The following is a 26594-nucleotide window of genomic DNA, read 5'->3' as shown; positions in this document are numbered from 1 at the left end:
TGAGAAAAAACAATCATTGACTTAAATAGGCTATTTTCCTGCTTTGGCTGTGCTATGATAGCCGCCCTTATTATTTTTATGGTGTTTTAATCATCGTTCTGATTGCCAACACAATAAAAATATGCATAAGAAAATAATATATAATGATAAAAATCAGTCGGATAGGCTAATATGCTTCTACTTATTGATAATTACGATTCATTTACTTACAACTTATACCAATACTTTTGTGAGTTAGGGGCTGAAGTTGTTGTAAAACGTAATGATGAAATTACCATCGAAGAAATTGAACAGCTTTCGCCTACACATCTTGTGATTTCACCTGGGCCATGTACACCGGATGAGGCTGGCATCTCCCTTGAGGCGATAAAATACTTTGCAGGTAAATTACCCATTTTGGGTATTTGCTTAGGGCATCAAGCGATTGGGCAAGCTTTTGGTGCATCAGTCGTCAAAGCACGAGAAGTTATGCACGGTAAAACTTCTGCTATTCACCATAACCATCAAGGTGTATTCAAAGGCTTAAATCGTCCCTTAACAGTGACACGCTATCACTCGTTGGTGATTGCTGCAGAGACACTCCCTGTTTCTTTTGATGTATCAGCATGGTCACTGAATAATGGCGATGTTGATGAAATCATGGGAATACGGCACAAAACCTTGCCTATAGAAGGTGTTCAGTTCCATCCTGAAAGCATTCTGAGTGAACAAGGCCATGAATTACTAAACAATTTTCTAAAATATTAATTTAGCAATCGTATTCAGAAAAAATTAATTATGCATATTATGCCCTTTACTATTGCTCTTTTTTGATTTTTTATTCATATTTAATGCTTATATTTTCATAATTGCATTAAATAAGAGCAGGTGAGGGGTATGTCTGAGCAACCAGTAGTAAATCGGCAAACTTTTGATCAAGTTATGTTACCTATTTTTTCGCCAGCGGAATTTATTCCAGTTAAAGGCGAAGGTAGCCGCGTTTGGGATCAGCAAGGTAAAGAATATATTGATTTTGCTGGTGGGATCGCTGTTCTTGCTTTGGGGCATTGCCACCCTAGTTTGGTGGCTGCGGTGCGTGAACAAAGCGAAAAGCTATGGCATGTCAGTAATATTTTCACCAACGAGCAGGCGTTGAAGTTAGCACAAAAGCTCACGAATGCGACATTTGCTGACCGCGCATTTTTTGTGAATTCCGGCTCAGAAGCTAACGAAGCTGCGTTTAAATTAGCACGCCGCTACGCTATTACTAAATACAGCCCCTATAAAACTAAGATTATCGCTTTCAAACAAGCTTTCCACGGACGCACATTATTTACCGTTTCGGTTGGTGGGCAAGCGAAATATGCGGATGGTTTTGGGCCAAAGCCTGCGGATATTATTCATGTGCCATTTAATGACCTTGATGCTGTCAAAGCGGTGATTGATGAAAATACCTGCGCAGTTGTTCTTGAGCCAGTACAAGGTGAAGGTGGCGTCACCGCAGCAACAGCGGAATTTCTGCAAGGAGTTCGTAAGCTGTGTGATGAAAATAATGCATTGTTGATTTTTGATGAAGTACAAAGCGGTATGGGCCGTACAGGTAAATTATTTTCTTATATGCATTACAATATTGTGCCTGATATTTTAACCACGGCAAAAGCATTGGGTGGCGGTTTCCCTATTAGTGCAATGATCACCACTGAAGAAGTGGCAAAAACCATGGAAGTGGGTTCGCACGGCACCACCTATGGTGGCAATCCCTTAGCGTGCGCAGTAGGTAATGCGGCGTTTGATATTATTAATACTGAGGAAGTATTAAATGGTGTCGAAAAGCGTCGTGAATTATTTGTCGCTCATTTGAATAAACTGAATGAAAAATACCACATTTTCTCTGAGGTCAGAGGAATGGGGTTATTAATTGGTGCTGAATTAGACGGCAAACTATTGAACCGTTCGAAAGATATCTTGCAAGCCAGTGCGGTAGAAGGTCTGATGATGCTCAATGCTGGCACGAATGTTTTACGTTTTACGCCTTCACTGATTATTTCTGAGGAAGAAATTAATAGTGGTATGGCGAAATTAGAAACGGCGATCGGTAAGTTGTTAGGTTAAATTGTTGAGTAAAGTTACAGAGGCATTTTTGCCTCTGTAATAAACGTTTTATCAATTACATTTTTCTACTTTTTACAGGGTCTTGTTTTACCTTTAATATTAATTGCGCAGTTTGTTTTTCTTGTGTTGAAGAGATAATAGCCATTTCTTGGTATTCTTTTTTCAAAGCTTTCAACTCAGCTATTTTTTATCAAGTTGTTCTATTTGTTCCATTTTAATTGAGTCATTTTCTTTATTTTGATGAGAGGGGGGAAGATAACCTGTTGAACTTTTCCCTTCCATTAATAGTTTCATTTTTTGTGCTTGTGCTTGTGTTTGTGTTTGTGTTTGTGTTTGTGTTTGAGTGTTTTTGTTTTTCTCTCTTTCAGGTGAGTTTATTATATCTACTTTGTTAGCTGTAATTTTATTTATATCACTCAAGTTTTCATTGTCTTTTTCTTGGTGTAACGATTCGGTTGAAGAATATTTTGAACTGCTTGGGGAAAAGCTACTATTTGTATGATAGCCAGATGAATTGGAATTTAAGCTTTCATTACTTGAATAGTAGGTATATCTTAAATACTGAGGGGAATTATTAAAAAAATAATTAAGCTCAGATTTTGCATCATCGTCTATAATGTCAGTGTCTGACTTGTTGATTATATAAACTGCATCATCAATAACATCTTGTGAAATGTTTTGTTTAATCATTTCTTTATTTTGTGTATTTAGGCTTTCATTTGGTAGATTATTCCAGTTAGGGTCATAATCATCCCAGACTAATTGTTCATTGGTAGCAGACTCATCGATATAATTTTCTAACATTTTAATGACTGATTTCATTTCATCAAAGGTATTATTGATTTTTTCAAGGTTATCATTCGATAGTTCTGGTGAGTTTATCATATCCATGATATCTAATTCCTCAAATAACTTATGGTACTGGGATTGATTTTTATTGTTTGAATTTTCCATTATCAGTTTATTAGCTTTTGATTCAACTATACCTATTTCATCCAGTAGGATTTTATAGCTATTATATAAATCTGAATTTTCTTGCTGTACTGTATAAAATACGTTATTCGTAGCCTTGGCGTCATTAATGTTTTCGTGTTGTTTCATTAAATTTTGTCTGGCTATAGTGGCTTTGTCTATAATTTTAGCCTTTCCACTTTCAAACTTAACACATAGTTCTTCATTGTTATTTTTTTTAAGTATATTTTTTAAATAACGAATGCCTTTTTCATGTGTTGATTTTATTTCTAATATTAAATTTGAAAATCGACCAGCTGAGCGATTTAAACGGAAATCTTTAAAAACTTTGGTTTCTGTAGTGCTTATTTTATTAAGTGGCATTAGCTCGGTATCCTTTTTTTCACTGATAAGTGAATCATTTTTTATTTCAATGCTATTTTTGAAGATATCTGATGAGGAAACTAAATCATCCTCATGATAGGTATAAGGTAATAAGAGCTTTTCAACAGGTGGTGAATAGGGTAGTTGATTTAGTACGGGCTGTGCACTTTCGTGAAATTCACTATTCTGAATTGCGAAGTTTATTTTATTATAACTCTCTGAGCTCAATGGCTTAATAACATTTAGATTATCAATGACTGAGGTTTTTTTGTATGGAATTACTTTGTTGTTAATGTTAATAAATATACTGGCTTGATTATTTACTTTAGTATCTAACGTCACGACTAATAATCTCCTAATAATGGTTAACTCCCATTATATTAGTTCGATAATTAGCTAGAAGAATATAAAGAAACGATACTCATTAATGAAAGTATATAAATAGGCTATGGATAAGAAAAAATAACGTTATACCAGAGGTATAACGTTATTTTAAATTGCATGCCTCGCCAAGAGAGCGAGGCTGAAAGGTTAATTAGCGAGTACCATAAACAACGATGGTTTTACCATGTGCAGAGATCAGGTTTTGGTCTTCTAACATTTTTAAAATACGGCCGACTGTTTCACGGGAACAACCCACGATTTGGCCTATTTCCTGACGAGTAATTTTGATTTGCATACCGTCTGGGTGTGTCATTGCATCAGGCTGTTTAGCTAAGTTTAATAGAGTTTGAGCAATACGGCCTGTAACGTCCAAGAATGCGAGGTTACCGACTTTCTCAGATGTTGTTTGTAGACGACTAGCCATTTGCGCAGAAAGGCGCATTAAAATATCAGGGTTTACCTGAATTAATTGACGGAATTTTTTGTAAGAAATTTCAGCAACTTCGCAGGCTATTTTGGCTCTAACCCACGCAGTACGTTCTTGCCCTTCTTCAAATAACCCAAGCTCACCAATGAAATCCCCCTGATTCAGGTAAGAGAGGATCATTTCTTTGCCTTCTTCATCTTTAATTAAAACAGCCACCGAACCTTTAACGATATAGTAAAGGGTTTCTGCTTTCTCACCCTGATGGATAAGAGTGCTCTTGGATGGATATTTATGAATATGGCAGTGTGACAAAAACCATTCAAGAGTAGGGTCTGTTTGTGGCTTGCCGAGAACCATTAGCGTTATCCTCTGTATGTTATTGCAGCCATTCAGAAAAACATACTAGAAAGGCTGGCTTTAAAGTCACTAGCTTAGCATATTAATTTGCCTTATATACCTTTAAATAATCTAACAGCTGATTGCTTCAGCGTTTTTGATTGCTTTGGGTAACGCAAATTGATATCAACACTATAATATGATCAATTAAACCGTTGAGTTTTGATCTTAATCCTATCAACTAAGTATTGTTTGTAGCATATCCAATAAAGAAAGTCTTCCCTGTATCGCTTCAGCCAAATAAAGTTGATATAACATTCATTGCATCTATGGAACAATGTAGCCTTTAAACCGATTTCATTTCAAGGGGAAATATAATGGAAGCAAGAGTTAAGTGGGTTGAAGGACTTTCTTTTCTAGGGGAGTCTGCGTCTGGGCACCAAGTGATGATGGACGGCAATGCAGGTGATAAAGCCCCAAGTCCAATGGAAATGGTGCTAATGGCAGCGGGCGGTTGCAGCGCGATTGATGTCGTTTCGATTCTACAAAAGGGCCGCTATGATATTACGGATTGTGAGGTGAAATTAACCTCACAGCGTCGCGAAGAAGCCCCTCGTTATTTTGTGAAAATCCATTTACATTTTATTGTAACAGGGAATGAATTAACGGAAAAAGCGGTCGAACGAGCCGTTCAACTTTCTGCTGAAAAATATTGTTCAGTCGCATTGATGTTAGAGAAAACCGTGGAAGTCACACATAGCTTTGAAATAAAAAACTAAAAATAAATTTAATTTTTATTGGTATATTTGAATTAAAAGATGCTTACCTTAATTAATGATAAGCATCTTATTTATTAATCAAAAAATAATTTAATTGTTGTCCTTTTGATTAATTAGTTTTTCGACTATTGGCGCCATAATTAATTCCATGGCTAAACCTAGTTTTCCTCCGGGGACGACAATTGTATTCATTGCAGAAATGAAAGAGCCAGATATCATTGATAGCAAATAGGGGAAATCAATTTGCTCTAGCCCACGAAAGCGGATCACAATAAAGCTTTCATCTTGTGATGGAATGGCTTTAGCCGAAAATGGGTTGGAGGTATCTACCGTCGGAACGCGTTGAAAATTGATGTGAGTGCGAGAAAATTGTGGCGTGATGTAATTAATATAGTCACCCATAGAACGCACGACAGAGTCCATAACGGCTTCGCGGGAGTGCCCTCGCTCTGTCGTATCACGGATTAATTTTTGGATCCATTCTAGGTTGACTATAGGGACAACACCGACAAGTAAATCAACATGTTGTGCGACATTATGTTCCGGTGTGACAACACCGCCATGTAGCCCCTCATAAAACAAAATATCCGTTTTATCTGGCAGCGGTTCCCAAGGGGTAAATGTCCCGGGCTGCAAGCCATAAGGTACCGCTTCATCATAAGTATGTAGATATTTACGGGATTGCCCACAACCCGATTTTGCATAGTCGACTAAAGTTTGTTCAAGCAAAGCAAAATCATTCGCTTCGGGGCCAAAGTAACTGATGTGCCGGCCTTGTTCTCTGGCTTTTCGGATAGCCATATCCATTTCAGGGCGTGTATAGCGGTGAAAACTATCCCCTTCTAATGTTGCAGGCTGGATATTTAATTGATGAAAGACTTTACGAAATGCTTGGCTAGTTGACGTTGTGCCAGCCCCGCTTGAACCGGTGATAGCAATGATTGGGTGCTTTTTAGACATCGTGGACTCCCTGTGCTGCGCTTATAAGCACTATTTTAATCAATAGTGCATGAAGCGGATTAACGGGTGTTAGGGTTGTGAGCCTTATTTGATGGTTTTACGACATGATTATGTTGGAAAACACGCAACTTTTTTATGACAAAAGATGACGTAAAAATGAACCATGGAATAAAAACATCATACAGAAAAACTTCCCTTAGGCATGAAATTAACCGATTCATGCAATTCAGACCAGACTAGCACAATTTCGCCAGAAACTAACTGCCGTTTCACATCGTTAACCTTATCTTGCAGGCTTTTTTCATGGGAGCCGTAGTCGGTTCCCTCACGCAATACGTAGCTCTCAATCAGGTTTTCCAATGTTTCAGGCTCAAGTTCTTGCCAAGGAATAATCACATTATTTCCTTATCTAAATAAGGGGTTAGCCATTGAGGAATACGGCTTTCTAACCACATTTGCGGTTTTCTCAATGTACCGCTCACAAAGCCGACGTGCCCGCCATGTTCTGTCATTTGGTATTCCACATTGTGGGGTAAAAATGATAAATCAGGAACAACTTCAGGCGCCATAAATGGGTCATCTTTGGCGTGAATAATTAACGTTGGTTTAGTGATATAAGCTAACTTGGGTAATGCACTGCATTTTTGATAATAATCTGTCGCATCATCAAATCCATGAATACGAGCAGTAATCACATCATCAAACTCACGGATCCGCTTAAGCTGCTTCAATTGTAAGAGGTTTAAGGGTAATGAGCCTGGATAACGGACTAATTTCCGGGTGGCATTGCGTTTCAAGCCATTTAGTAAGTAACGTTGATAAAACTGAGAAATGCCCTTTTCCATGCGTAAAGAGCAGGCTTCTAACATCAAAGGAGCTGAAACAACAACACCCGCATCGACATCTGCATTTTGACCGCTTTCAGCTAAATAGCAGGCTAACATATTGCCACCAAGAGAATAACCAACTGCGGCGGTTGGCGCATCACCATAGGTTTGTTTCAACCAGCGGAGAAAATAGCGAGCATCACTGGTTTCACCTGAATGGTAAATTCGCTGTTGGCGATTGGGTTCACCACTACAACCGCGAAAATGCATAATCACACCCAACCAACCATGTTTTTGGGCAGTTTCTAGCATTCCGTGAGCGTAAGGGCTTTTAAAATTACCTTCTAGACCATGGAAAATCACTAATCGTGGCTTATGCGCTGCTAGCTCGGGTTTTTCACTCCAAGCGAGATCGATAAAATCGCCATCAGGCAATTCAAGCCGTTGCCATATAGGTTTGATTTTCGGTGTTCTACGGAAAATCCTTGGCAGTAATGTTTGGAGGTGTGGATTTTTAGCCCAACTTATTGGACGAAAGTTTTCTGACATAGCCTTATTTTTATTTAATGGAGACTCTTGTGAGTCACATAACATACTGTTATTTTTTTGTGATGCAAGTAAACAAATTTGAGTTTGAGGCTAAATTATAAATGACACTGGGGCTGATTTTTTCTCTTTTTACGTTTTTATTCATTGCAGCAGTCACACCCGGCCCTAACAATATGTTGCTAACGTCAAGTGCAGCAAACTACGGTTTTCGCCATACGATTACATTATGCCTTGGTATTATGTTAGGCATGCAGTCCATACTTTATCTTTCTGCATTCGGTATTGCTGCACTTTTATTGCTCTATCCTGCGATTCATATCGCCTTAAAAGTCGCCGGAAGCATCTACCTGTTATGGCTCGCATGGAAAACAGCGACGGCAAATTATGCACCACTGAAGACGAATAGCGAAGTTGCGAAAAGCGTGACTTGGTATCAAGGTGGCTTATTGCAGTTTTTAAACCCGAAAGCATGGATGATGGGTTTGGGAGCCGTAGGGGGATTTAGCTTACCCGGTGAGTTATTTACTCAATCTATTTTAATGATGAGTATCGCATTTGTGGTGGTTAACTTAGTGGCGGGTTTAATCTGGATGGGGTTTGGTTCATTAATCAGCCTATTTTTGCGTAGCCGCCGTGCTTGGTTTATTTTTAACTGGGTAATGGGGATTTTAACGGCTTTGTGCGTTCCCCTGATTTGGTTGGAATGATTTTCTGATAAAAGTGCAGTTTATATGACTCATCAAAAAGCAGCCCATGGGCTGCTTTTTACATATAAGGGAGGCGATTAGTCTAAATCGACGTTCTTAGTTCCGAAAAAATAAGTAAAAATAAAACCGAATAAGTAGGATGTGAATAACCCGCCCACATAAACTAACATTCCAGGGAACACCCCATCAGCTGACGTCATCATTGGGATAGCGACTAAGCCAGAAGGGCCAAAGACGGTATTCAAACCAACGGGTAAACCCATCCAAGCCACTAGCCCAACAAAGAAACCGCCTGCGGCACCACCTAAACATGCGGTAACAAATGGCTTCATCCGCGGAAGAGTTACACCGTAAATAAGTGGTTCACCGACACCTAAGAAACCTGGAATGATAGCCCCACGAATCTGATTGCGTAACACCGAATCTTTTGCGGCTTTAACATACAACGCCATTGCTGCACCAACTTGGCCACCACCTGCCATCGCTAGGATAGGGAAGAGTGAGTTAAAACCTTGAGTTTCAACGAGTGCCATATATACCGGAACAAAACCTTGGTGCACGCCAAACATGACTGCAATTAAGAATAGCCCAGCAAGTATGGCAGTTCCGAATGGGTTGCTGCTTAAATGAACAAACAGCCATGACATGCCAGAGAATAACCAGCTCCCAATAGGCATGATAAAGATAAACACAGCAGCACCAACAATTAATAAGGTAATTGTTGAGGTTAAAATCATATCAAGGTTAGCTGGGATAATTTTGCGTACCTGTTTTTCAACCCATGCGCCAAAAATACACGCAATCAATACCCCAATAATGTTACCTCTTGGGTCGATAGCCAACCCGAAAAAGCTATTCATGTCAGAATAGAACCCTTTGGCTATTTCAGGGTTATATCCAAGAACAAACAGTGAAGCAATGATGGCACCATTTACCGCGCTACCGCCAAAGGCTTTTTGAGTGTTATAACCAATGAGAATACTTAGAAAGCTAAACAGCCCTTTGCTAAATACTGACATATATAAAATAGTATGTACGAGTAGGGTCTGCTCTTCAGGCTTTGTTGGAAGCCCTGCTGGGAAATAGGTTTGTTTCGCTAGAGTTGCAAAGCCTAATAGTAGGCCGGCAGCAATAAAGCCCGGAATTAACGGTGTAAATATCGTGGCAAATTTGGATAAAAACCGGTGAACGGCACTGGTTTGTTTCTTTTTCAGTTGCTGCTTATTTGCGGATGCAATGTCGTTTAAATCCTGAGGCTGGGTTGTTGCCTCATGGCTATCCTCTTCATCGTTATCCAACAGTTGGTTCATTAAGTCTGCGGCAGTTTGTGCTTTACCCGGGCCAAGGATCACTTGCAGCTGTTCATCACTCTCAATGACACCAAGCACCCCTGCGATTTGTTTGAGTGCAGCTTTATCGACTAGTTGGTCATCGTTGAGTGTGAGCCGCAAACGGGTCATACAGTTACCCGCTAATTTAATATTACGGCGTCCTCCAACGTGTTGTAGGACCTGCTGTATCATTTCTATTGTTATTTTAGCCATACTATTTATCCCATTAAAATCCGCAAATTAGGCGGATGAGGCCATATTGAGTGCCGTACGAATAAAACCGTTGTTGTCTAAGAGCAGTTGACGTGCGTCATCGGCATTCAAGCCCGATAGCACCATTAAAATGGCAGTTTTGCAGTGTCGATTACATTGTTGAAGGGCGGTTTCTGCAGTAGTTCGGTCACAGTCGGTCGCTTCCATCACAATTTTTGTTTGTCTTTCAATGAGTTTGGCATTTGTTGCTTCAACATCAACCATTAAATTACCAAACACCTTTCCGATACGGATCATTGCCCCAGTGGTGATCATATTCAGTACCAATTTTTGTGCAGTTCCTGCTTTCATGCGTGAAGAGCCTGTGACAACTTCTGCACCGACAACGGGAGTGATAGCAATATCTGCGGCATTGGCAATTGGGCTATTTGGGTTACAGCTAATGGCAGCTGTGGTTGCACCAATAGCATTCGCGTATGCTAAAGCTCCTAATACATAAGGTGTTCGACCACTCGCTGCGATACCAACTAACACATCATTATCATTGAATTGAATATCTTTGAGGTCTTGTTCGCCCAGTTCAGGCTTATCTTCTGCATTTTCTACGGCACGAAAAATAGCTTGATGACCACCGGCGATTAAACCAACAACTTGCTCATGGGGCGTTCCATAAGTCGGCGGGCACTCACTGGCATCAAGAATTCCTAAACGGCCAGAGGTTCCTGCGCCTGAGTAAATCAGACGACCGCCTTTTAAAAAGGCTTCTGCAACTTTATCAACCAGTTGAGCAATTTCAGGGAGCACTTTTTCAACCGCTAACGGAACGAGTTTGTCCTCATTATTAATGACCTTTAGCATTTCAGCCGTTGATAGTTGGTCGATATTAGTACTGGCTGCATTACGGCTTTCAGTTACCATTTTGCTTAAGTCGATAGTCATAAAAATTGCTCCTAGATCAGTTATTGGGCTAATATTAAGGAATTATTTATTCCTTATATGTGACTAATATCACGGTGCTATCTATTCTATCTTGTGAATATACAAGAATATTTTGTGATTTATTTTACAGACTAAAGTTACGACTCTTTGAATTGTAAGTATTATTTATCAGGTATCAGTGATTTGGTTGAGGAATAATTTATTATTATTTTTTTATCTATAGGTCTGGCTATTACAACTATTATTAGAGGTCACCATGACATTATTGGACATCATTACTTACTCACTACCGCGATTAGCGGAAAACCAACGCAAAATTGCACGATTCATCCTTGAAAATCCCGAAAATGTACTGAATTTATCGTCTCAGCAATTAGCAGAAATTTTAGATGTCAGCCAATCTGCCATCGTTAAGTTTAGTCAAAAAGTCGGGGTGAAGGGGTATCCCGCCTTGAAACTTGCACTTAGTGAGATTATTGGACGCCAGCAACTGAAAGAGGGAGCACCTCATTCCGCTTTACATAACCGCATTGCACCTGATGATAACTTGATGGTTGTTGCTCAGAAATTGGCAATGGAGAAAAATCATTCAATTACAGAAACAACAAAATTAATTGATTTCAGACAGTTTGAACGCATTGTTGAGCGAATAGACCAAGCACAGAGAGTACAGATTGTCGGTATTGGTGGGTCAGGCTTAACTGCAAAAGATTTAAGTTATAAATTACAAAAAATTGGTATTACAACGCTCGTGGAGTCAGACCATCATGTGCAAATTGCGGCGGCACTCACTCTCAATGCTCATGATGTACAAATCGTTATTTCTTTTACAGGGAAGCGTAAAGACATGCTAACAGCAGCGAATATTGCACGTAAGCAAGGGGCATGTGTCATTGCGATTACGCGTGACTGTGATTCACCACTGGGGCAAATTGCTGATTATGTTCTTGAAAGTATTGCGGAGGAAGATGAATGGCGTAGTTCATCAATTTCTTCAAGAACCGCACAAAATACGCTTACTGACCTGATTTTTATGGCGTTATTGCAACGACGAGAAGCGAAAGCAAAGTCGTTAGTTATGAATGCAAGAGTAGTGATTAATAAATTAGATGAGTGATTAGTGGCTTGAATCCTCATCGATAACTTTGCAATCAAACCTTATTTACGTTAAGACTAATATTATCAGTATTTTGATTTTAAAAAGTTAAAAGGGAGTTATTGATGAGAGCACTCATAGTTTATACGGAATTAACTGATGACGACTCCGTTATTAGTCATGCCGTAGCAAGACTCGCTAGTGAACTTAACGATGAGCACGTAGAAACCGTGATCATCCGTAATTTTGAAGATGGGATGGCATACATTCGATCAAATACCAGTATTGATTGCTTGTTATATGGCCGAGATATGTCAGACAAACAAGAACAAACTCAGGCAAATCAATTGATTACCCAACTTCACCGTAGGCAGGAAGATGTTCCTGTTTTTTTATTAAGTGATCGTGAAGAAGCCTTGACGGCATTCGACCGCAAAATGATGGAGCAAGTTGATGAGTTTGCTTGGATTTTAGAAGACTCCGCTGATTTTATCGCAGGCCGAGTTCTTGCCGCGATTATCCGCTACCGCGCTAATTTATTGCCCCCTTTGATGAAAAGCTTGATTAAATACAGTGATGTACATGAATATTCATGGGCAGCACCGGGTCATCAGGGGGGGGTTGGGTTCACCAAAACCCCCGCGGGTCGCATTTATCATGATTTCTTTGGAGAAAACTTGTTTCGTACCGATATTGGTATCGAGCGAGTTGCCGTGGGGTCACTGTTAGACCATACCGGCGCATTTGGTGAATGTGAAAGAAATGCCGCCCGTATTTTTGGTGCTGACCAATCTTATTCAGTGGTCGTGGGAACATCAGGTTCGAACCGAACGATTATGCAAGCTTGTATGACGGATGATGACGTTGTTGTCATTGACCGTAACTGCCACAAATCTATTGAGCAAGGTTTGATTTTAACTGGAGCAAAACCGGTTTATATGACGCCAAGCCGTAATCGTTATGGCATTATTGGTCCGATTTACCCTCAAGAGATGACACCGGAAGCGATTACTGAAAAAATCGCTAAAAACCCATTAACTTCGGATAAAATTGGCAAACGTCCCGCATATAGTGTAGTAACTAACTGTACTTACGATGGCGTATGCTATCACGCACGCAAAGTTCAGGATTTGCTTGATGAATCATTGGATAGAATCCATTTTGATGAGGCATGGTACGGCTACGCGCGCTTTAACCCTATCTACCGTGACCACTTTGCGATGCGTGATGACCCTAGAAAAGACGATGAACCTACCGTTTTTGCGACCCACTCTACGCATAAATTATTGAATGCACTTTCACAAGCTTCATTTATCCACGTCCGAAATGGCCGTAATGCGATTGATTTTAATCGTTTTAACCAAGCTTATCATATGCATGCGACCACCTCGCCGCTATATGCAATTTGTGCCTCGAATGATATTGCCGCAGATATGATGGACGGCAACAGTGGGCGTTCACTCACTGATGAAGTCATCCGTGAAGCCATCGACTTCCGTCAATCACTGGGCTTCCTATACAAAGAATTTATCAATGATGATGAGTGGTTCTTCAAACCATGGAATCAAGAAATGGTGAAAGACCCAGCAACAGGTAAACGCTATGCATTTGAAGATGCCCCTGTTGAACTGTTGATGAAAGAGCAAAGCTGCTGGGTGATGAATCCTGAAGATAAATGGCATGGTTTTAAAGATATCCCTGAAAATTGGGCGATGCTTGACCCAATTAAGGTAAGTATCTTGTCGCCGGGGATGGGAGATGACGGTAAATTACTGGATAGCGGCGTTCCTGCTGCTTTAGTCACAGCTTGGTTAAATCATTATGGTATTGTGCCAACCCGTACGACCGATTTCCAAATTATGTTTTTGTTTTCGATGGGAATTACGAAAGGAAAATGGGGGACATTGGTCAACGCGCTGCTGTCGTTTAAGCGCCACTATGACAATAATACGGCACTGAAAAAGGTATTGCCTGAAGTGGTTGAAGCGGCTCCTGAGATCTATAGTGAGATGGGGCTACGTGATTTAGGGAATAAAATGTTTGTGTATCTACAAAAAAATAACCCTGGAGGTCAACTAAATCAGGCTTATGAACAACTCCCTGCAGTGATGATGAGCCCGCGCGATGCCTATCAAGAAATTGTTGCTAACCGTGTTGAGTCGGTTCCTTTAGATAAACTCGCCGGGCGTATTGCTGCTAACTCGATTATTCCCTATCCACCGGGTATCCCAATGTTGTTATCGGGGGAAAGCTTTGGCGATAAAAATAGCCCACATATCGGCTATTTACATAGTCTTCAAGCATGGGATAGCGAATTCCCTGGTTTTGAACACGAAACCGAAGGCACTGAAATTATTGATGGCCAGTATTATGTGATGTGTGTGAAAGAATAAGATTCAGTGATGATAAAAACGAAAAGCTATCAAAAGATAGCTTTTCGTGATTTTAATGGATTGTGATGTTTTATAACGAATTAATTTAATTCAAACTCACTAGTCATGGTTTCTAACTGCTCTTGCAATTCCATCCACTCCACTTCCACGTCTTCAAGCGCTGCTTTGTGTTCAGTTTGTTTTTTCAAACATTCCGTCAATTCAGCTTTTTTATCTTGTTCATAGATGGCTGCATCAGAAAGTTTTGCTTCAAGCTCACTCAGGGCATGAGAGTGTTTATCCATCTGCTTTTCCAATTCCGTAATTTTTTTACGGATAGGCTGAGTTAACTGACGAAATTCAGCTTCACGACGTTTTTGATCTTTTCTATCTTGTGCCGTCACCGTTGCAGCGGCTGCTGGTTTATCTTTCTCTTGTTGATCACGCACTTGCTGTAATTCGAGCTTGTTTTGCTCAGCTAGCCATTGTTGGTAATCTTCTAAATCACCATCAAACTGCTCTACAGAACCGCCGTGGACTAAATACAGTTCATCGGTCGTGGTACGCAATAAATGCCTATCATGGGAAACGACAACTAAAGCGCCTTCGAAGGCCATTAAGGCTTCAGTAAGCGCTTGGCGCATATCTAAGTCCAAGTGGTTGGTTGGCTCATCGAGCAACAGTAAATTAGGGCGCTGCCAGACGATTAAAGCGAGAACTAAGCGCGCTTTTTCCCCACCAGAAAAACGGCCACTTGGGTCAGTAACTTGGTCACCTTTAAAACCGAAACCACCTAAATAGTCACGTAATTGCTGCTCAGTTTGCTCAGGGGCAAGGCGAGCAAGATGCTGCAAGGGGGATTCTTCAGGGTGCAAATACTCTAATTGGTGCTGGGCGAAATAACCGAGTTTAATCCCTTTTGCGAGGGAGATTTCTCCCTGTAATGGAGGTAAGTCGCCAGCTAACATTTTGATTAAAGTTGATTTACCTGCGCCGTTACGCCCGAGCAGACCAATGCGTGACCCCGGGACTAAGTTCAGTTTGATGGATTGCAAAATGACCTTTTCACCGTAGCCTGCGCTGACTTTTTCCATTTTTAATAATGGATTCGGTAAGCTTTCTGGTTTGCGGAATGAAAAATGGAATGGGTTATCCACATGAGCCGGTGCGACCATTTCCATTCTTTCAAGCATCTTAATGCGGCTTTGTGCTTGCTTGGCTTTGGTGGCTTGCACTCTAAAGCGATCAATATAACTTTGCAAATGCGCAGCTTTAGCTTGTTGGCTTTCATACAACGCTTGCTGCTGGGCGAGTTTTGTCGCACGTTGGCGCTCAAAAGAAGAATAGTTACCCGTATATTCGAACATGGTTTCTTGTTCGATATGCAGCACTTTATCAATAATCGGGTCGAGGAAATCCCTATCATGGGAAATCAAAATCAGGGTGCCTTGGTAGCTTTTTAACCACTTTTCTAACCAAATGACCGCGTCTAAATCAAGGTGGTTGGTTGGCTCATCGAGTAACAACAGGTCAGAACGGCAAAGCAGTGCCTGCGCGAGGTTCAAACGCATCCGCCATCCACCCGAAAATGATTTTACTGGGGAATCTAGCTGTGCTTGGCTGAAACCTAAGCCATGTAGCAAACTGGAGGCGCGAGAACGAATGGTCCATGCATCAATCGCATCAAGCTGCCCATGAACTACTGCGATGGCATGGCCATCATTTTTTTCATTGGCTTGCTGAAGTTTTTGTTCTAAGGCTCGGAACTCGCGATCACCATCAATCACATATTCAAGAGCGGGCACATCAAGCGCGGGAGTTTCTTGGTTCACCCATGCCATAGACCAATTGCTTGGAAAGGTTGCAGAACCTGCTTCAGCTTGTAATTCGCCTTTTAATAACGCAAGAAGCGTCGATTTACCGCAGCCGTTTTTACCCACTAAACCAACTTTTTGGCCGGGGTTAATAGTCGCAGTGGCATTGTCCAGTAGGACACGAACACCTCGGCGAATTTGGAGTGAAGAGAAAACAATCATAGCAACCGTCTATTAAAAATATGTTAAATTACCCAAATCTACACACCCGAATAATAATACAAAGACTGCAATGTTTAGGGTGTAAACTCTATTTAGCAGGCTGCATGGTAACGGAAAATGTTCCGTCTGACACGCCTTTGAGGAGGGAAAGATGTCAAATACACCGAAAGTGTTGGTGGTCTACGCTCACCCGGACCCCGACGAATCGATGGCTAATAAGGCGTTATTGGGGGCAGTACGTGATTTTGACCATGTGACTGTGCACGATCTATACGCAATTTACCCAGATTATTTTATTGATGTTACCGCGGAACAAAAATTATTGTGTCAGCACGATATCATTGTTTTTCAGCATCCTCTCTATACTTATAGTTGCCCTGCTTTGTTAAAAGAGTGGTTTGATCGCGTGTTAACTCGCCGTTTTGCTACCGACGTGGGGTACCAGAAATTAAAAGGCAAATATTGGCGCTCGGTGATCACGACGGGGGAGCCTATCCACGCTTATCAACATGATGGGTATAATCATTACCCGCTTACAGAAATACTTCGCCCATTTGAATTGACCGCATTAATGTGTGATATGCAGTGGTTAGAACCAACCATTATTTATGCAGCACGTCGGCAGCCTAAAGAACGCTTTGAACAGCTTATCGATGACTACCGTCAATGGATGCAGCAACCGCTAGGTGCGGGAGGGTTATCCTAATGTCAGAACTGGGGCTATTTGAATCCGTTATCATCTTCCTTTGTGCAGGGGTCGTTATGGTACCTATCGCACAAAAAATCCGCTTAGGTGCTGTGCTTGGGTATTTGCTTGCCGGGATCATGATTGGGCCATTTGTTTTCGGCTTTATTCGCAATGTTGATGATATTTTACACTTCTCCGAAATGGGGGTGGTGTTCCTGATGTTTCTTATTGGGTTAGAGCTAAAACCTTCTAAATTATGGGAACTTAGGCGCTCTATTTTCGGTGTGGGCACGCTTCAAGTGGTCGTGACCGCAGCTATCATGGCGTCACTGCTATTTTTAGCCAAATTCTCTTGGCAAGCGGCTATTGTCGGTGGATTAGGTATGGCGATGTCATCAACGGCAATGGCACTTCAATTGATGAACGAAAAAGGGATGTCCAACAAAGAAAGCGGGCAACTCGGTTTCTCTGTTTTGTTATTCCAAGATATGGCCGTTATCCCGATTATGGCGCTGATCCCATTGTTAGCAGGGGATTCAGCAACCAGTGATTGGCAAAAAATTGGTTTGAAGATAGTGGCGTTCGCAGGCTTATGGGTCGTTGGCCGTTACTTATTGCGGCCGATGTTCAGGCTTGCTGCTAAATCTGGCGTTCATGAAATTTTTACGGCTGCCGCCTTATTGGTGGTATTAGGTTCTGCACTCATTATGGAAAGCCTTGGGTTTTCTATGGCTCTGGGAACCTTTATGGCAGGGGTCATGTTAGCGGAAACAGAATTCCGTCATGAATTGGAAATTAATATCGAACCGTTTAAAGGTTTGCTACTGGGGCTATTTTTTATCTCAGTAGGTATGTCATTGAATTTAGATGTGTTGTGGGCCTATTTACCGCAAGTATTGATTGCTGTTGTAGTATTGGTCGCTGTCAAAGCGTTAGTACTTTACGGACTGAGTTTAGCCGCTAGGCTTCGAAATGGTGCGAGAGCGCAATTTTCTGGTGTGCTTAGCCAAGGTGGCGAATTTGCATTTGTAATCTATGCAACTGCCTTTGGTGCAAGTGTGATTAATGAACGGCAAATGGATTTATTGCTGGTGGTTGTCACGCTTTCGATGATGACCACTCCACTTGTGATGCAATTGATAGATGCTTATTTGAACTATCGTTATAATCAACAGCCGGCCTCGAGTGAAAAACCGTTTGTAGAGGATAATGACCCGCATGTTATTTTGGTCGGTTTTGGTCGTATGGGTCAGGTGGTTGGCCGATTATTAATGGCTAATAAGGTTAAAATTACAGTACTAGAACAAGATGTTACGGCGATTAGTACCATGCGCCGCTACGGCTATACAGTATATTACGGCGATGCACGTGAACTGCAATTATTGCGCTCAGCAGGAGCTGATAAAGCCAAATCTATTGTGATTACCAGTGATGTCCCTGAAGAAGTGATGGAAATTGTGCAAATTTGCCAAGAAAACTTCCCTAACTTGCATATTATTGCTCGTGCTAAAGGTCGTCTTGAGGCTCATGAGCTATTGCAATGTGGCGTGACTGACTTTAGCCGTGAAACATTCTCGAGTGCGCTTGAACTTGGCAGCAAGGCTTTAGTCAGTACGGGGATGCACCCTCATAAAGCTTATCGTGCCAAGCAGCATTTCCGTCGTTTAGACATGAAAATGCTCAGGGATATCTACCCTGAAAATGAAAATAGTGATAGCGGGCAAATTTCACGCATTAAAGAGGCGCGTCGTGAACTTAATGAGCTCTTTGAGAAAGAAATGCAAAGAGAGCATCGCCAGCCCCATAGTTGGAATAATGAACAGTAAGGGTTAGAAATGGCTTCAATACGTAAACGCTTTATTGCTGGAGCGACTTGCCCTAAGTGCAAGTCACAAGACACATTAATGATGTGGCGTGAAGATAAAATTGATGTCGTTGAGTGTGTCAATTGCGGCGATCAACAACGCCAAGCAGGGGATGAAGCAACTGGTCATGTTAGGCAAAAAGAGCAGGTTATTGGAATTTTTACACCTGAATAATAGAAATTTGTCAATTCTCAATACATCATCTGAGTTTTTCGGTACAATTGGCAAAAATTTTTCCCTTACGGGTAGTAGGAGATGTCATGAAAGTAGCAAAAGACTTGGTGGTCAGCTTGGCTTATCAAGTAAGAACAGAAGACGGTGTTTTAGTTGATGAATCACCAGCAAGCGCACCAATGGACTATTTGCATGGTCGTGGGTCTTTAATTTCAGGTTTAGAAAAAGCATTAGAAGGTCGTTCTGTGGGCGAAAACTTCGATGTTGAAGTCGCTTCAGACGACGCATATGGCCAATACGATGACAACTTAGTTCAACGTGTTCCTAAAGATGTATTTATGGGTGTTGATGAGCTAGAAGTGGGTATGCGTTTCTTAGCTGACACTGACATGGGCCCAGTTCCTGTCGAAATCACAGGCATTGAAGGTGATGAAGTTATCGTTGACGGTAACCACATGTTAGCAGGCCAAAACCTGAAATTTAATGTTGAAGTCATGGCTATCCGTGAAGCAACAGAAGAAGAAATTGCACATGGCCACGTCCATGGTGCAGGCGGTCACGACCATGATCACGATCACGAAGGTGGTTGCTGTGGCGGTGGTGGTCATAGCCATGGTTCAGAAGGCGGTTGCTGCGGTGGCGGCGAAGGTCACGGACACAAACAAGGCGGCTGCGGCTGCCACTAATACCTTGTATTAGTGTTTGTAAAAAAAGGAAGCGAAAGCTTCCTTTTTTGTATTTGAAATCAAGAGTTTTATATTTGAAATCAATAGTGTGGCGGTGGTGTTTCTTCTTCTGGCCTTGCTAAGTGAGAATCTTGGGATGATTTCAGTCTTTCAGCCACAATGCGTAAATGCTCTTGAAGGCGGCTCATTTGCATTTGCTGGTCAGTAATAACCTGGTTAAGTTGCTCAATCGCCAGTTCTTGAAAGGCAACTTTACTTTCTAAAAGTTCTAAGCGTTGTTCAAATGTATCAGATGAGTCCATATCCGACTCTCCTTAAGCGTTTATATCGTAATTAAACCATCATAATAACTGAACATTACAAATCAATAGATAAGTTTTAGTTAAAGATATAGGCGACGAAACGACTTTTTGTTAATGTGGTCTCAGTAGTTATTATATTTTTTTAATACTCAATGGGGTAACGGGGTCTAAACTTAAAGAGCCCTACCCATAAAACGAATAGTTCGCTATTCGAATATAATCGAATAAAAGTTATCGGAGACTAGGATGAAATCACTGTTTAAGGCAAGCCTTTTAGCAACTACGCTAGCATTTACTTTTGCTGCTCCGCAAGTGATGGCAGCGGAAGCCAAAGCACAAAGCAGCGCATTCAAAAACGCAGAAGAGCGTAATGCGTATGCACTAGGTGCGTCTTTAGGTCGCTACATGCAGAATTCTTTAGAAGAGCAAAAAACAATTGGTATTAACTTGGACAAAGCCCAATTACTTGCTGGTGTCCAAGATGCATTTAACGGCAAAAGCAAAATGACCGATGCAGAAGTTGAGGAAACATTGCGTCAGTTTGAAGGTCAAGTCAAAGAAGCTGCCGACAAAAAAATGAAAGAAGAATCAGCCAACAATGAGAAAAAAGGTGCTGAGTACCGCGAAAAATACGCGAAAGAAAAAGGCGTTGTAAAAACCAAATCAGGCCTGCTGTACAAAATTGAAAAAGACGGTACAGGTGCAAAACCTAAAGCAGACGAAACTGTAGTCGTTCACTACAAAGGTTCTCTGATTGATGGCACTGAATTCGATAGCTCATATTCACGTAACGAGCCACTGACTATCCCATTAAACTCAGTGATTAAAGGCTGGACTGAAGGTTTAGTTAACCTGAAAAAAGGCGGCAAAATGCAGTTAGTTATCCCTGCTGAGTTAGCTTATGGTGAAAATGGCGTGCCGGGTATCCCTGCAAATTCAACATTAGTTTTTGATGTTGAATTATTAGATATCAAACCTGCTGCTAAATAATGATTCACTAAGCATTAGTTAAGTGTATTTTGAAGCCCAACACATTCATGCGTTGGGCTTTTTTGTATTTCTCATCAAAAAAAATTCTCAAATTGTTTAAAACTTGTGATAAAACAGACTGTCTTGCATTCATTCGCTTGACGGCAACGCCGTGGAGTTTTAACTTCAAAAGACTCTATTTTATTTTTTATCATCACAATTGTTGGCTACGGACAAAGTAATGAAGGCCAAATAGTCGAATAATGAACGCCTTTTTAGTCAACAGGATGAGTTTTTTACATTAGAAGGATGATGTTGAAATGTCTGATTCTATACAATCACACGACCTCAGCGATATTAACATATTGGATAACCAGCCCTTTTCTGAGACAGACCACGAGATTTTAAAATCATATGAAGCTGCTGTGGATGGTCTAGCAATGCTAATCGGTGGGCACTGTGAAATTGTTCTTCACTCTTTAGAAGACTTAAACTGCTCTGCAGTCAGAATCGCAAATGGTCAGCACACTGGGCGTAAAATCGGCTCACCGATTACAGACCTAGCGTTGAGAATGCTGCACGATATGGCAGACGAAGAATCGAATGTCTCGAAAGCTTATTTTACGAAAGCGAAAAGCGGTGATTTAATGAAATCCGTTACTATTGCGATTCGTAACCGTAAGCAACGTGTGATTGGCTTACTATGCATCAATATGAACTTAGATGTACCGTTCTCTGAAATTATTCAATCGTTTGTTCCAGAAACTAAACAAGAAGTCACTTCAGATGTGAACTTTGCCTCTTCAGTTGATGACCTTGTCGCGCAAACATTGGAATATACGATTGAAGAAGTGGGTGGTGATCGTAATGTCTCTAATAATGCAAAAAACAAGCAAGTGGTTCTTAACTTATATGAAAAAGGTATTTTTGATATTAAAGACGCCATCAACCAAGTAGCTGACCGCCTGAATATTTCTAAGCACACGGTTTACTTATATATTCGTCAATTCAAGAGCGGTGAATGAGTAATACAAATTCGCTAACCTACTGCTTAGTTGTGACAGGTCCCGCTTACGGTACACAACAAGCAGCGAGTGCGTATCAATTTGCAAAAGCCCTTCTTGAAGAAGGGCATATATTGAAAACATTATTTTTTTATCGTGAAGGTGTTTTCAATGCGAATCAGCTTACCTCGCCGGCAACAGATGAATTCAATTTAGTTTCAGCTTGGCAAGAACTGGCAAAACAATCAGGGTGTGAAATGCATATCTGTGTTTCCGCAGCTTTGCGCCGAGGGGTTGTTGACCAAGAACAAGCGCAAAGTTTATCACTTCCAACAGCCAACCTTGCTGAGGGCTTTATAATGAGTGGGTTAGGAAGCCTTGCGGAAGCGATGATAACCACAGACCGGACAATTCAATTCTAAGAACAGCTCAATACAAGGTATCGTGTGAAAAAAATAGCTTTTGTCTTTACAACCATGCCCCATGGAAATGCCAGTGGTCGAGAAGGGCTAGATGCATTATTAGCAACTTCAGCACTGACAGAAGACATTCAGGTGTTTTTTCTCTCTGATGGCGTCTATCAGCTTCTGGCAAACCAACACCCTGCTGAAGTGCTTGCTCGGGATTACATCGCAACATTTAAAATATTGCCATTATATGACATTGAAAAGATTTATCTCTGCGGCTCTTCATTACAAGAAAGAGGGTTAGGGGAAAATACCAAATGGGTCGTGACGCCAACAATTCTCAACAAGAAAGAGATCAGAGCGAGAATAGCTGAATGTGATGTGGTGCTTAATTTTTGATCTGTTGTGTGAATTTTGAGCTTGGGTTAAGTTTTGATCTATAGTAGGATCTTTTCTATGCTGTATACATTAGCAACATCTCCATTTAAATGTGATTTTTCTGCGATGCTAGGCTTTATTACGGCGGAAGACGTAGTTTTACTGATGCAAGATGGCGTGGTTGCGGCAGTCGCACAGTCACCTTTTCTTATTGCATTACAAAAAACAGGTGCGCAGTTGTACGCTTTGGATGCCGACATCAATGCTCGCGGGTTGCAAAATACCCTCTCAACCGCAGTTTCTGTAATCACATATCAAGGTTTTGTGAAGCTAACAGAAGTCCAAAAACAACATTTTGCCATATAAAGGCACTAAAAGTTGTATATTTCTTGACACCTGAGCCAGTCAGCAATAAAATTTCGCGTCCTCGTGTATCGTCATGTTGGCGAACGAGGTCAAAATCCGTGTTTACGAAGCAATAAAACCAGGAGCTTTTTTAATAATGGCAACTATTAATCAGCTGGTACGCAAATCTCGTAGCTCGAAAGTTGTTAAAAGCAACGTTCCAGCACTGGAAGCTTGCCCGCAAAAACGTGGCGTATGTACTCGTGTATATACTACCACTCCTAAGAAACCAAACTCAGCATTACGTAAAGTATGCCGTGTTCGTTTAACTAATGGTTTCGAAGTTTCTTCCTACATCGGTGGTGAAGGCCACAACTTGCAGGAGCACTCCGTTATCCTTATCCGTGGTGGTCGTGTTAAAGACTTACCAGGTGTGCGTTATCACACCGTTCGCGGCGCACTGGACTGTTCTGGTGTTAAAGACCGTAAGCAAGCTCGTTCTAAATACGGCGCGAAAAAACCTAAGGCTTAATGGATTTCCGTTAAGTAAGGCCAAACATTTTAATCTTAATGTCAAAATACTCTCGTAGAGTTTTGGACAAACCTGAATTAACAACGGAGTCATATCCATGCCACGTCGTCGCGTAATAGGTCAACGTAAAATTCTTCCAGATCCTAAGTTCGGATCAGAATTACTGGCCAAGTTTGTAAATATCCTGATGGTAGACGGGAAAAAATCTACTGCTGAAGCAATCGTATATAACGCACTTGAAACCCTTGCTCAGCGTTCTGGTAAAACTGAACTTGATGCATTCGAATTAGCACTGGATAACGTGCGTCCGACTGTGGAAGTTAAATCCCGCCGTGTTGGTGGTTCAACTTACCAAGTTCCAGTTGAAGTTCGCCCGGTTCGTCGTAATGCCCTGGCAATGCGTTGGATCGTTGATGCTGCTCGTAAACGCGGTGATAAATCTATGGCGCTTCGCCTGGCAAATGAATTATCAGACGCTGCTGAGAACAAAGGTTCCGCTGTTAAGAAACGTGAAGACGTTCACCGTATGGCAGAAGCTAACAAGGCGTTCGCACACTACCGTTGGTAATTATTTCTTACCCACATTAGTGATGTATCTCAGGGTAGCCATTTGCTACCCTTTATATGAAGCATTGAACGCCCACGAGAGAGGAAAAAATGGCCCGTCAAACGCCCATAGCACGTTATCGTAATATCGGTATCAGTGCACACATCGACGCCGGTAAAACCACAACTTCTGAACGTATTCTGTTCTATACTGGTGTAAACCATAAAATTGGTGAAACTCACGAAGGTTCTGCAACAATGGACTGGATGGAGCAGGAGCAAGAGCGTGGTATTACTATCACATCTGCAGCGACTACTGCATTCTGGTCTGGTATGGCAAAACAGTATGAGCCACACCGTATCAACATCATCGACACCCCGGGACACGTTGACTTCACCATCGAAGTAGAACGTTCTATGCGTGTTCTTGATGGCGCAGTAATGGTTTACTGTGCGGTTGGTGGTGTTCAGCCACAGTCTGAAACTGTATGGCGTCAGGCTAACAAATATAAAGTTCCACGTATCGCGTTCGTTAATAAAATGGACCGTATGGGTGCGAACTTCTTACGTGTTGTTGAGCAATTAAAATCACGTTTAGCTGCTAACGCAGTTCCACTGCAATTACCAGTCGGTGCAGAAGAGTCGTTCACTGGTGTTGTTGACTTGCTGAAAATGAAGGCAATCAAGTGGAGCGACGAAGACCAGGGCGTTACCTTCGAATACGAAGATATCCCTGCGAACATGCAAGAAGCTGCTGAAGAGTGGCACAACAACCTGATCGAAACCGCAGCAGAAGCATCAGAAGAACTGATGGAAAAATATCTGGGCGGTGAAGAACTGACCGAAGCAGAAATTAAATCTGCATTACGTCAACGTGTTCTTGCAAGCGAAATTATTCTGGTTACCTGTGGTTCTGCATTTAAGAACAAAGGTGTTCAGGCGATGCTGGATGCAGTTGTTGATTACTTACCTGCGCCAACAGATGTACCTGCAATCAATGGTATTCTGGACGACGGTAAAGACACTCCTGCAGAGCGTCACGCAAGTGATGATGAGCCATTCTCATCATTAGCATTTAAAATTGCAACCGACCCATTCGTTGGTAACTTAACGTTCTTCCGTGTTTACTCTGGTGTTGTTAACTCAGGTGACACAGTTCTGAACGCAGTGAAATCGAAGAAAGAACGTTTTGGCCGTATCGTACAGATGCACGCTAACAAACGTGAAGAGATCAAAGAAGTTCGCGCTGGTGACATCGCGGCGGCTATCGGTCTGAAAGACGTAACTACAGGTGATACTTTATGTGCGGTTGATGCACCAATCATCCTGGAGCGTATGGAATTCCCAGAGCCAGTAATCTCTGTTGCAATCGAACCAAAAACTAAAGCTGACCAAGAAAAAATGGGTATCGCATTAGGCCGTCTGGCTCAAGAAGACCCATCATTCCGCGTATCAAGTGATGAAGAGACTAATCAGACTATCATCGCTGGTATGGGTGAATTGCACTTGGACGTTCTGGTTGACCGTATGCGTCGCGAATTTAAAGTTGAAGCGAACGTTGGTAAACCTCAAGTTGCTTACCGTGAAGCAATCACTATGAAAGTGACTGATATCGAAGGTAAACACGCGAAACAGTCTGGTGGTCGTGGTCAGTATGGTCATGTCGTTATCGATATGTTCCCACTGAACAAAAACGATAAAGACGGCGTTCAAATGGATTACGAATTTGCCAACGACATCAAAGGTGGTGTAATTCCTACTGAATACATCCCTGCGGTTGACAAAGGTATCCAAGAACAGCTGAAATCTGGTCCATTAGCTGGTTACCCGGTTGTTAACATGGGTGTTCGTTTACATTTCGGTTCTTACCATGATGTTGACTCCTCTGAATTGGCGTTTAAACTTGCGGCTTCAATCGCGTTTAAAGATGGCTTCAAAAAAGCTAAACCAGTTCTACTTGAGCCAATCATGAAAGTTGAAGTGGAAACACCAGAAGACTACATGGGTGATGTTATTGGTGACCTGAACCGTCGTCGTGGTATGATTGAAGGTATGGATGACCTGCCTACTGGTAAAGTCGTTCGTGCACAAGTACCATTGTCAGAAATGTTCGGTTATGCTACTGACCTGCGTTCTCAGACACAAGGTCGTGCTTCATACTCTATGGAGTTCCTGAAGTACAATGAAGCACCAAACAACGTTGCACAAGCTGTAATCGAAGCTCGTAACGCTAAATAATCGATTTTTATCGGTTAACAACTTTAATTTAAGTTCCTTCTTTATCGTGAAGAGGGAACTCCATAAGGAATAGAGTCG

27 protein-coding genes are annotated in these 26594 nt (G+C 41.5%); 18 read left to right on the top strand and 9 right to left on the bottom strand.

What is annotated here, in order from left to right; genetic code table 11:
• Positions 1-171: 171 nt before the first annotated feature.
• Together PSE72_RS11115 and PSE72_RS11110 are read left to right on the top strand one after the other, a co-directional pair.
• Entirely contained in the window at positions 172-747 is a 576-nt protein-coding gene (locus PSE72_RS11115) for an aminodeoxychorismate synthase component II (protein ID WP_004265957.1), read from the top strand.
• 129 nt (positions 748-876) lie between these two features.
• Positions 877-2091 (top strand): aspartate aminotransferase family protein, encoded by a 1215-nt coding sequence (locus tag PSE72_RS11110; RefSeq protein WP_217007867.1) that lies wholly within the window; start codon positions 877-879, stop codon positions 2089-2091.
• Between the two features lie 180 nt (positions 2092-2271).
• Here PSE72_RS11110 and PSE72_RS11105 read toward each other — a convergent pair whose 3' ends face one another.
• Positions 2272-3768, bottom strand: coding sequence for a hypothetical protein (locus PSE72_RS11105; RefSeq protein WP_272690962.1), 1497 nt, complete (start codon positions 3766-3768; stop codon positions 2272-2274).
• A gap of 193 nt (positions 3769-3961) precedes the next feature.
• Positions 3962-4594 (bottom strand): cAMP-activated global transcriptional regulator CRP, encoded by a 633-nt coding sequence (crp, locus tag PSE72_RS11100; protein ID WP_004262556.1) that lies wholly within the window; start codon positions 4592-4594, stop codon positions 3962-3964.
• A 356-nt stretch (positions 4595-4950) separates the two neighbouring features.
• Here crp and PSE72_RS11095 point away from each other — a divergent pair, with 356 nt between their 5' ends.
• Positions 4951-5352, top strand: coding sequence for an OsmC family protein (locus tag PSE72_RS11095; protein WP_004262554.1), 402 nt, complete (start codon positions 4951-4953; stop codon positions 5350-5352).
• 90 nt (positions 5353-5442) lie between these two features.
• On the opposite strand, the gene PSE72_RS11090 is transcribed toward PSE72_RS11095, so the two are convergent.
• The 3 genes from PSE72_RS11090 to PSE72_RS11080 all read right to left on the bottom strand — a co-directional run bounded on the left by PSE72_RS11090 (position 5443) and on the right by PSE72_RS11080 (position 7688).
• Positions 5443-6312, bottom strand: coding sequence for a phosphoribulokinase (locus PSE72_RS11090; protein ID WP_115166420.1), 870 nt, complete (start codon positions 6310-6312; stop codon positions 5443-5445).
• A 177-nt stretch (positions 6313-6489) separates the two neighbouring features.
• The gene (locus PSE72_RS11085; RefSeq protein ID WP_004262551.1) at positions 6490-6708 is read right to left on the bottom strand and encodes a YheU family protein; all 219 of its coding nucleotides are present in this window, start codon (positions 6706-6708) and stop codon (positions 6490-6492) included.
• Positions 6705-7688, bottom strand: coding sequence for a hydrolase (locus PSE72_RS11080; RefSeq protein WP_115166421.1), 984 nt, complete (start codon positions 7686-7688; stop codon positions 6705-6707). The genes PSE72_RS11085 and PSE72_RS11080 overlap by 4 nt, the downstream gene beginning before the upstream one ends.
• 101 nt (positions 7689-7789) lie before the next feature.
• Here PSE72_RS11080 and PSE72_RS11075 point away from each other — a divergent pair, with 101 nt between their 5' ends.
• Positions 7790-8395, top strand: a complete 606-nt coding sequence (locus PSE72_RS11075; RefSeq protein WP_004265943.1) for a LysE family translocator — start codon at positions 7790-7792, stop codon at positions 8393-8395.
• 77 nt (positions 8396-8472) lie between these two features.
• On the opposite strand, the gene murP is transcribed toward PSE72_RS11075, so the two are convergent.
• Both murP and murQ read right to left on the bottom strand, forming a co-directional pair.
• The gene (gene murP / locus PSE72_RS11070) at positions 8473-9939 is read right to left on the bottom strand and encodes a PTS N-acetylmuramic acid transporter subunit IIBC (RefSeq protein ID WP_115166422.1); all 1467 of its coding nucleotides are present in this window, start codon (positions 9937-9939) and stop codon (positions 8473-8475) included.
• A 27-nt stretch (positions 9940-9966) separates the two neighbouring features.
• A complete protein-coding gene (gene murQ, locus PSE72_RS11065) occupies positions 9967-10878 on the bottom strand; it encodes an N-acetylmuramic acid 6-phosphate etherase (RefSeq protein ID WP_115166423.1) in 912 nt (303 codons plus the stop codon).
• A gap of 256 nt (positions 10879-11134) precedes the next feature.
• On the opposite strand from murQ, the gene PSE72_RS11060 reads away from it, so the two are divergent.
• Positions 11135-11995 (top strand): MurR/RpiR family transcriptional regulator, encoded by an 861-nt coding sequence (locus PSE72_RS11060; protein WP_115166424.1) that lies wholly within the window; start codon positions 11135-11137, stop codon positions 11993-11995.
• 104 nt (positions 11996-12099) lie between these two features.
• On the top strand, positions 12100-14367 hold the full coding sequence (adiA, locus tag PSE72_RS11055) for an arginine decarboxylase (protein WP_117162956.1): 2268 nt from the start codon (positions 12100-12102) through the stop codon (positions 14365-14367).
• Between the two features lie 80 nt (positions 14368-14447).
• On the opposite strand, the gene PSE72_RS11050 is transcribed toward adiA, so the two are convergent.
• Positions 14448-16382: an ABC transporter ATP-binding protein gene (locus PSE72_RS11050; protein WP_117162957.1), complete on the bottom strand. Its 1935-nt coding sequence runs from the start codon at positions 16380-16382 to the stop codon at positions 14448-14450.
• Between the two features lie 151 nt (positions 16383-16533).
• On the opposite strand from PSE72_RS11050, the gene kefG reads away from it, so the two are divergent.
• The 4 genes from kefG (at position 16534) to slyD (ending at position 19795) form a co-directional block, all read left to right on the top strand.
• Positions 16534-17088 carry a glutathione-regulated potassium-efflux system ancillary protein KefG gene (kefG, locus tag PSE72_RS11045; protein WP_004265928.1) on the top strand — a complete coding sequence of 185 codons (555 nt, stop codon included), beginning with the start codon at positions 16534-16536 and terminating at the stop codon, positions 17086-17088.
• Entirely contained in the window at positions 17088-18896 is a 1809-nt protein-coding gene (gene kefB / locus PSE72_RS11040; protein ID WP_004265926.1) for a glutathione-regulated potassium-efflux system protein KefB, read from the top strand. Before kefG ends, kefB begins: the two co-directional genes overlap by 1 nt.
• A 9-nt stretch (positions 18897-18905) precedes the next feature.
• Positions 18906-19109: a YheV family putative zinc ribbon protein gene (locus tag PSE72_RS11035; protein WP_115166425.1), complete on the top strand. Its 204-nt coding sequence runs from the start codon at positions 18906-18908 to the stop codon at positions 19107-19109.
• Positions 19110-19195: 86 nt separating this feature from the next.
• A complete protein-coding gene (slyD, locus tag PSE72_RS11030) occupies positions 19196-19795 on the top strand; it encodes a peptidylprolyl isomerase (RefSeq protein WP_004265922.1) in 600 nt (199 codons plus the stop codon).
• Between the two features lie 80 nt (positions 19796-19875).
• Here slyD and PSE72_RS11025 read toward each other — a convergent pair whose 3' ends face one another.
• Entirely contained in the window at positions 19876-20097 is a 222-nt protein-coding gene (locus PSE72_RS11025; RefSeq protein WP_004262507.1) for a SlyX family protein, read from the bottom strand.
• A 246-nt stretch (positions 20098-20343) separates the two neighbouring features.
• Between PSE72_RS11025 and fkpA the strand changes: the two genes are divergently transcribed.
• The 8 genes from fkpA (at position 20344) to fusA (ending at position 26516) form a co-directional block, all read left to right on the top strand.
• On the top strand, positions 20344-21087 hold the full coding sequence (fkpA, locus tag PSE72_RS11020) for an FKBP-type peptidyl-prolyl cis-trans isomerase (RefSeq protein WP_004262506.1): 744 nt from the start codon (positions 20344-20346) through the stop codon (positions 21085-21087).
• Positions 21088-21386: 299 nt separating this feature from the next.
• Complete coding sequence (locus PSE72_RS11015; RefSeq protein WP_004262503.1) at positions 21387-22091, top strand: helix-turn-helix transcriptional regulator; 705 nt, start codon at positions 21387-21389, stop codon at positions 22089-22091.
• The gene (gene tusD, locus PSE72_RS11010) at positions 22088-22492 is read left to right on the top strand and encodes a sulfurtransferase complex subunit TusD (protein ID WP_115166426.1); all 405 of its coding nucleotides are present in this window, start codon (positions 22088-22090) and stop codon (positions 22490-22492) included. The genes PSE72_RS11015 and tusD overlap by 4 nt, the downstream gene beginning before the upstream one ends.
• Positions 22493-22516: 24 nt before the next feature.
• Positions 22517-22876, top strand: a complete 360-nt coding sequence (gene tusC, locus PSE72_RS11005) for a sulfurtransferase complex subunit TusC (protein ID WP_115166427.1) — start codon at positions 22517-22519, stop codon at positions 22874-22876.
• Between the two features lie 57 nt (positions 22877-22933).
• Positions 22934-23221 (top strand): sulfurtransferase complex subunit TusB, encoded by a 288-nt coding sequence (tusB, locus tag PSE72_RS11000; RefSeq protein WP_004265906.1) that lies wholly within the window; start codon positions 22934-22936, stop codon positions 23219-23221.
• 136 nt (positions 23222-23357) lie between these two features.
• Positions 23358-23732 (top strand): 30S ribosomal protein S12, encoded by a 375-nt coding sequence (gene rpsL, locus PSE72_RS10995; RefSeq protein WP_004265905.1) that lies wholly within the window; start codon positions 23358-23360, stop codon positions 23730-23732.
• Between the two features lie 97 nt (positions 23733-23829).
• The gene (gene rpsG / locus PSE72_RS10990) at positions 23830-24300 is read left to right on the top strand and encodes a 30S ribosomal protein S7 (RefSeq protein ID WP_004262486.1); all 471 of its coding nucleotides are present in this window, start codon (positions 23830-23832) and stop codon (positions 24298-24300) included.
• Positions 24301-24389: 89 nt separating this feature from the next.
• The gene (gene fusA, locus PSE72_RS10985) at positions 24390-26516 is read left to right on the top strand and encodes an elongation factor G (protein ID WP_109912909.1); all 2127 of its coding nucleotides are present in this window, start codon (positions 24390-24392) and stop codon (positions 26514-26516) included.
• The last annotated feature ends 78 nt before the right edge of the window (positions 26517-26594 follow it).

This window comes from Providencia sp. PROV116 (assembly GCF_028482485.1).
GTDB lineage: Bacteria > Pseudomonadota > Gammaproteobacteria > Enterobacterales > Enterobacteriaceae > Providencia > Providencia rettgeri.
Note: the sequence above shows the minus strand (reverse complement) of the source record. Positions and strands in the feature narration are given on the sequence as shown.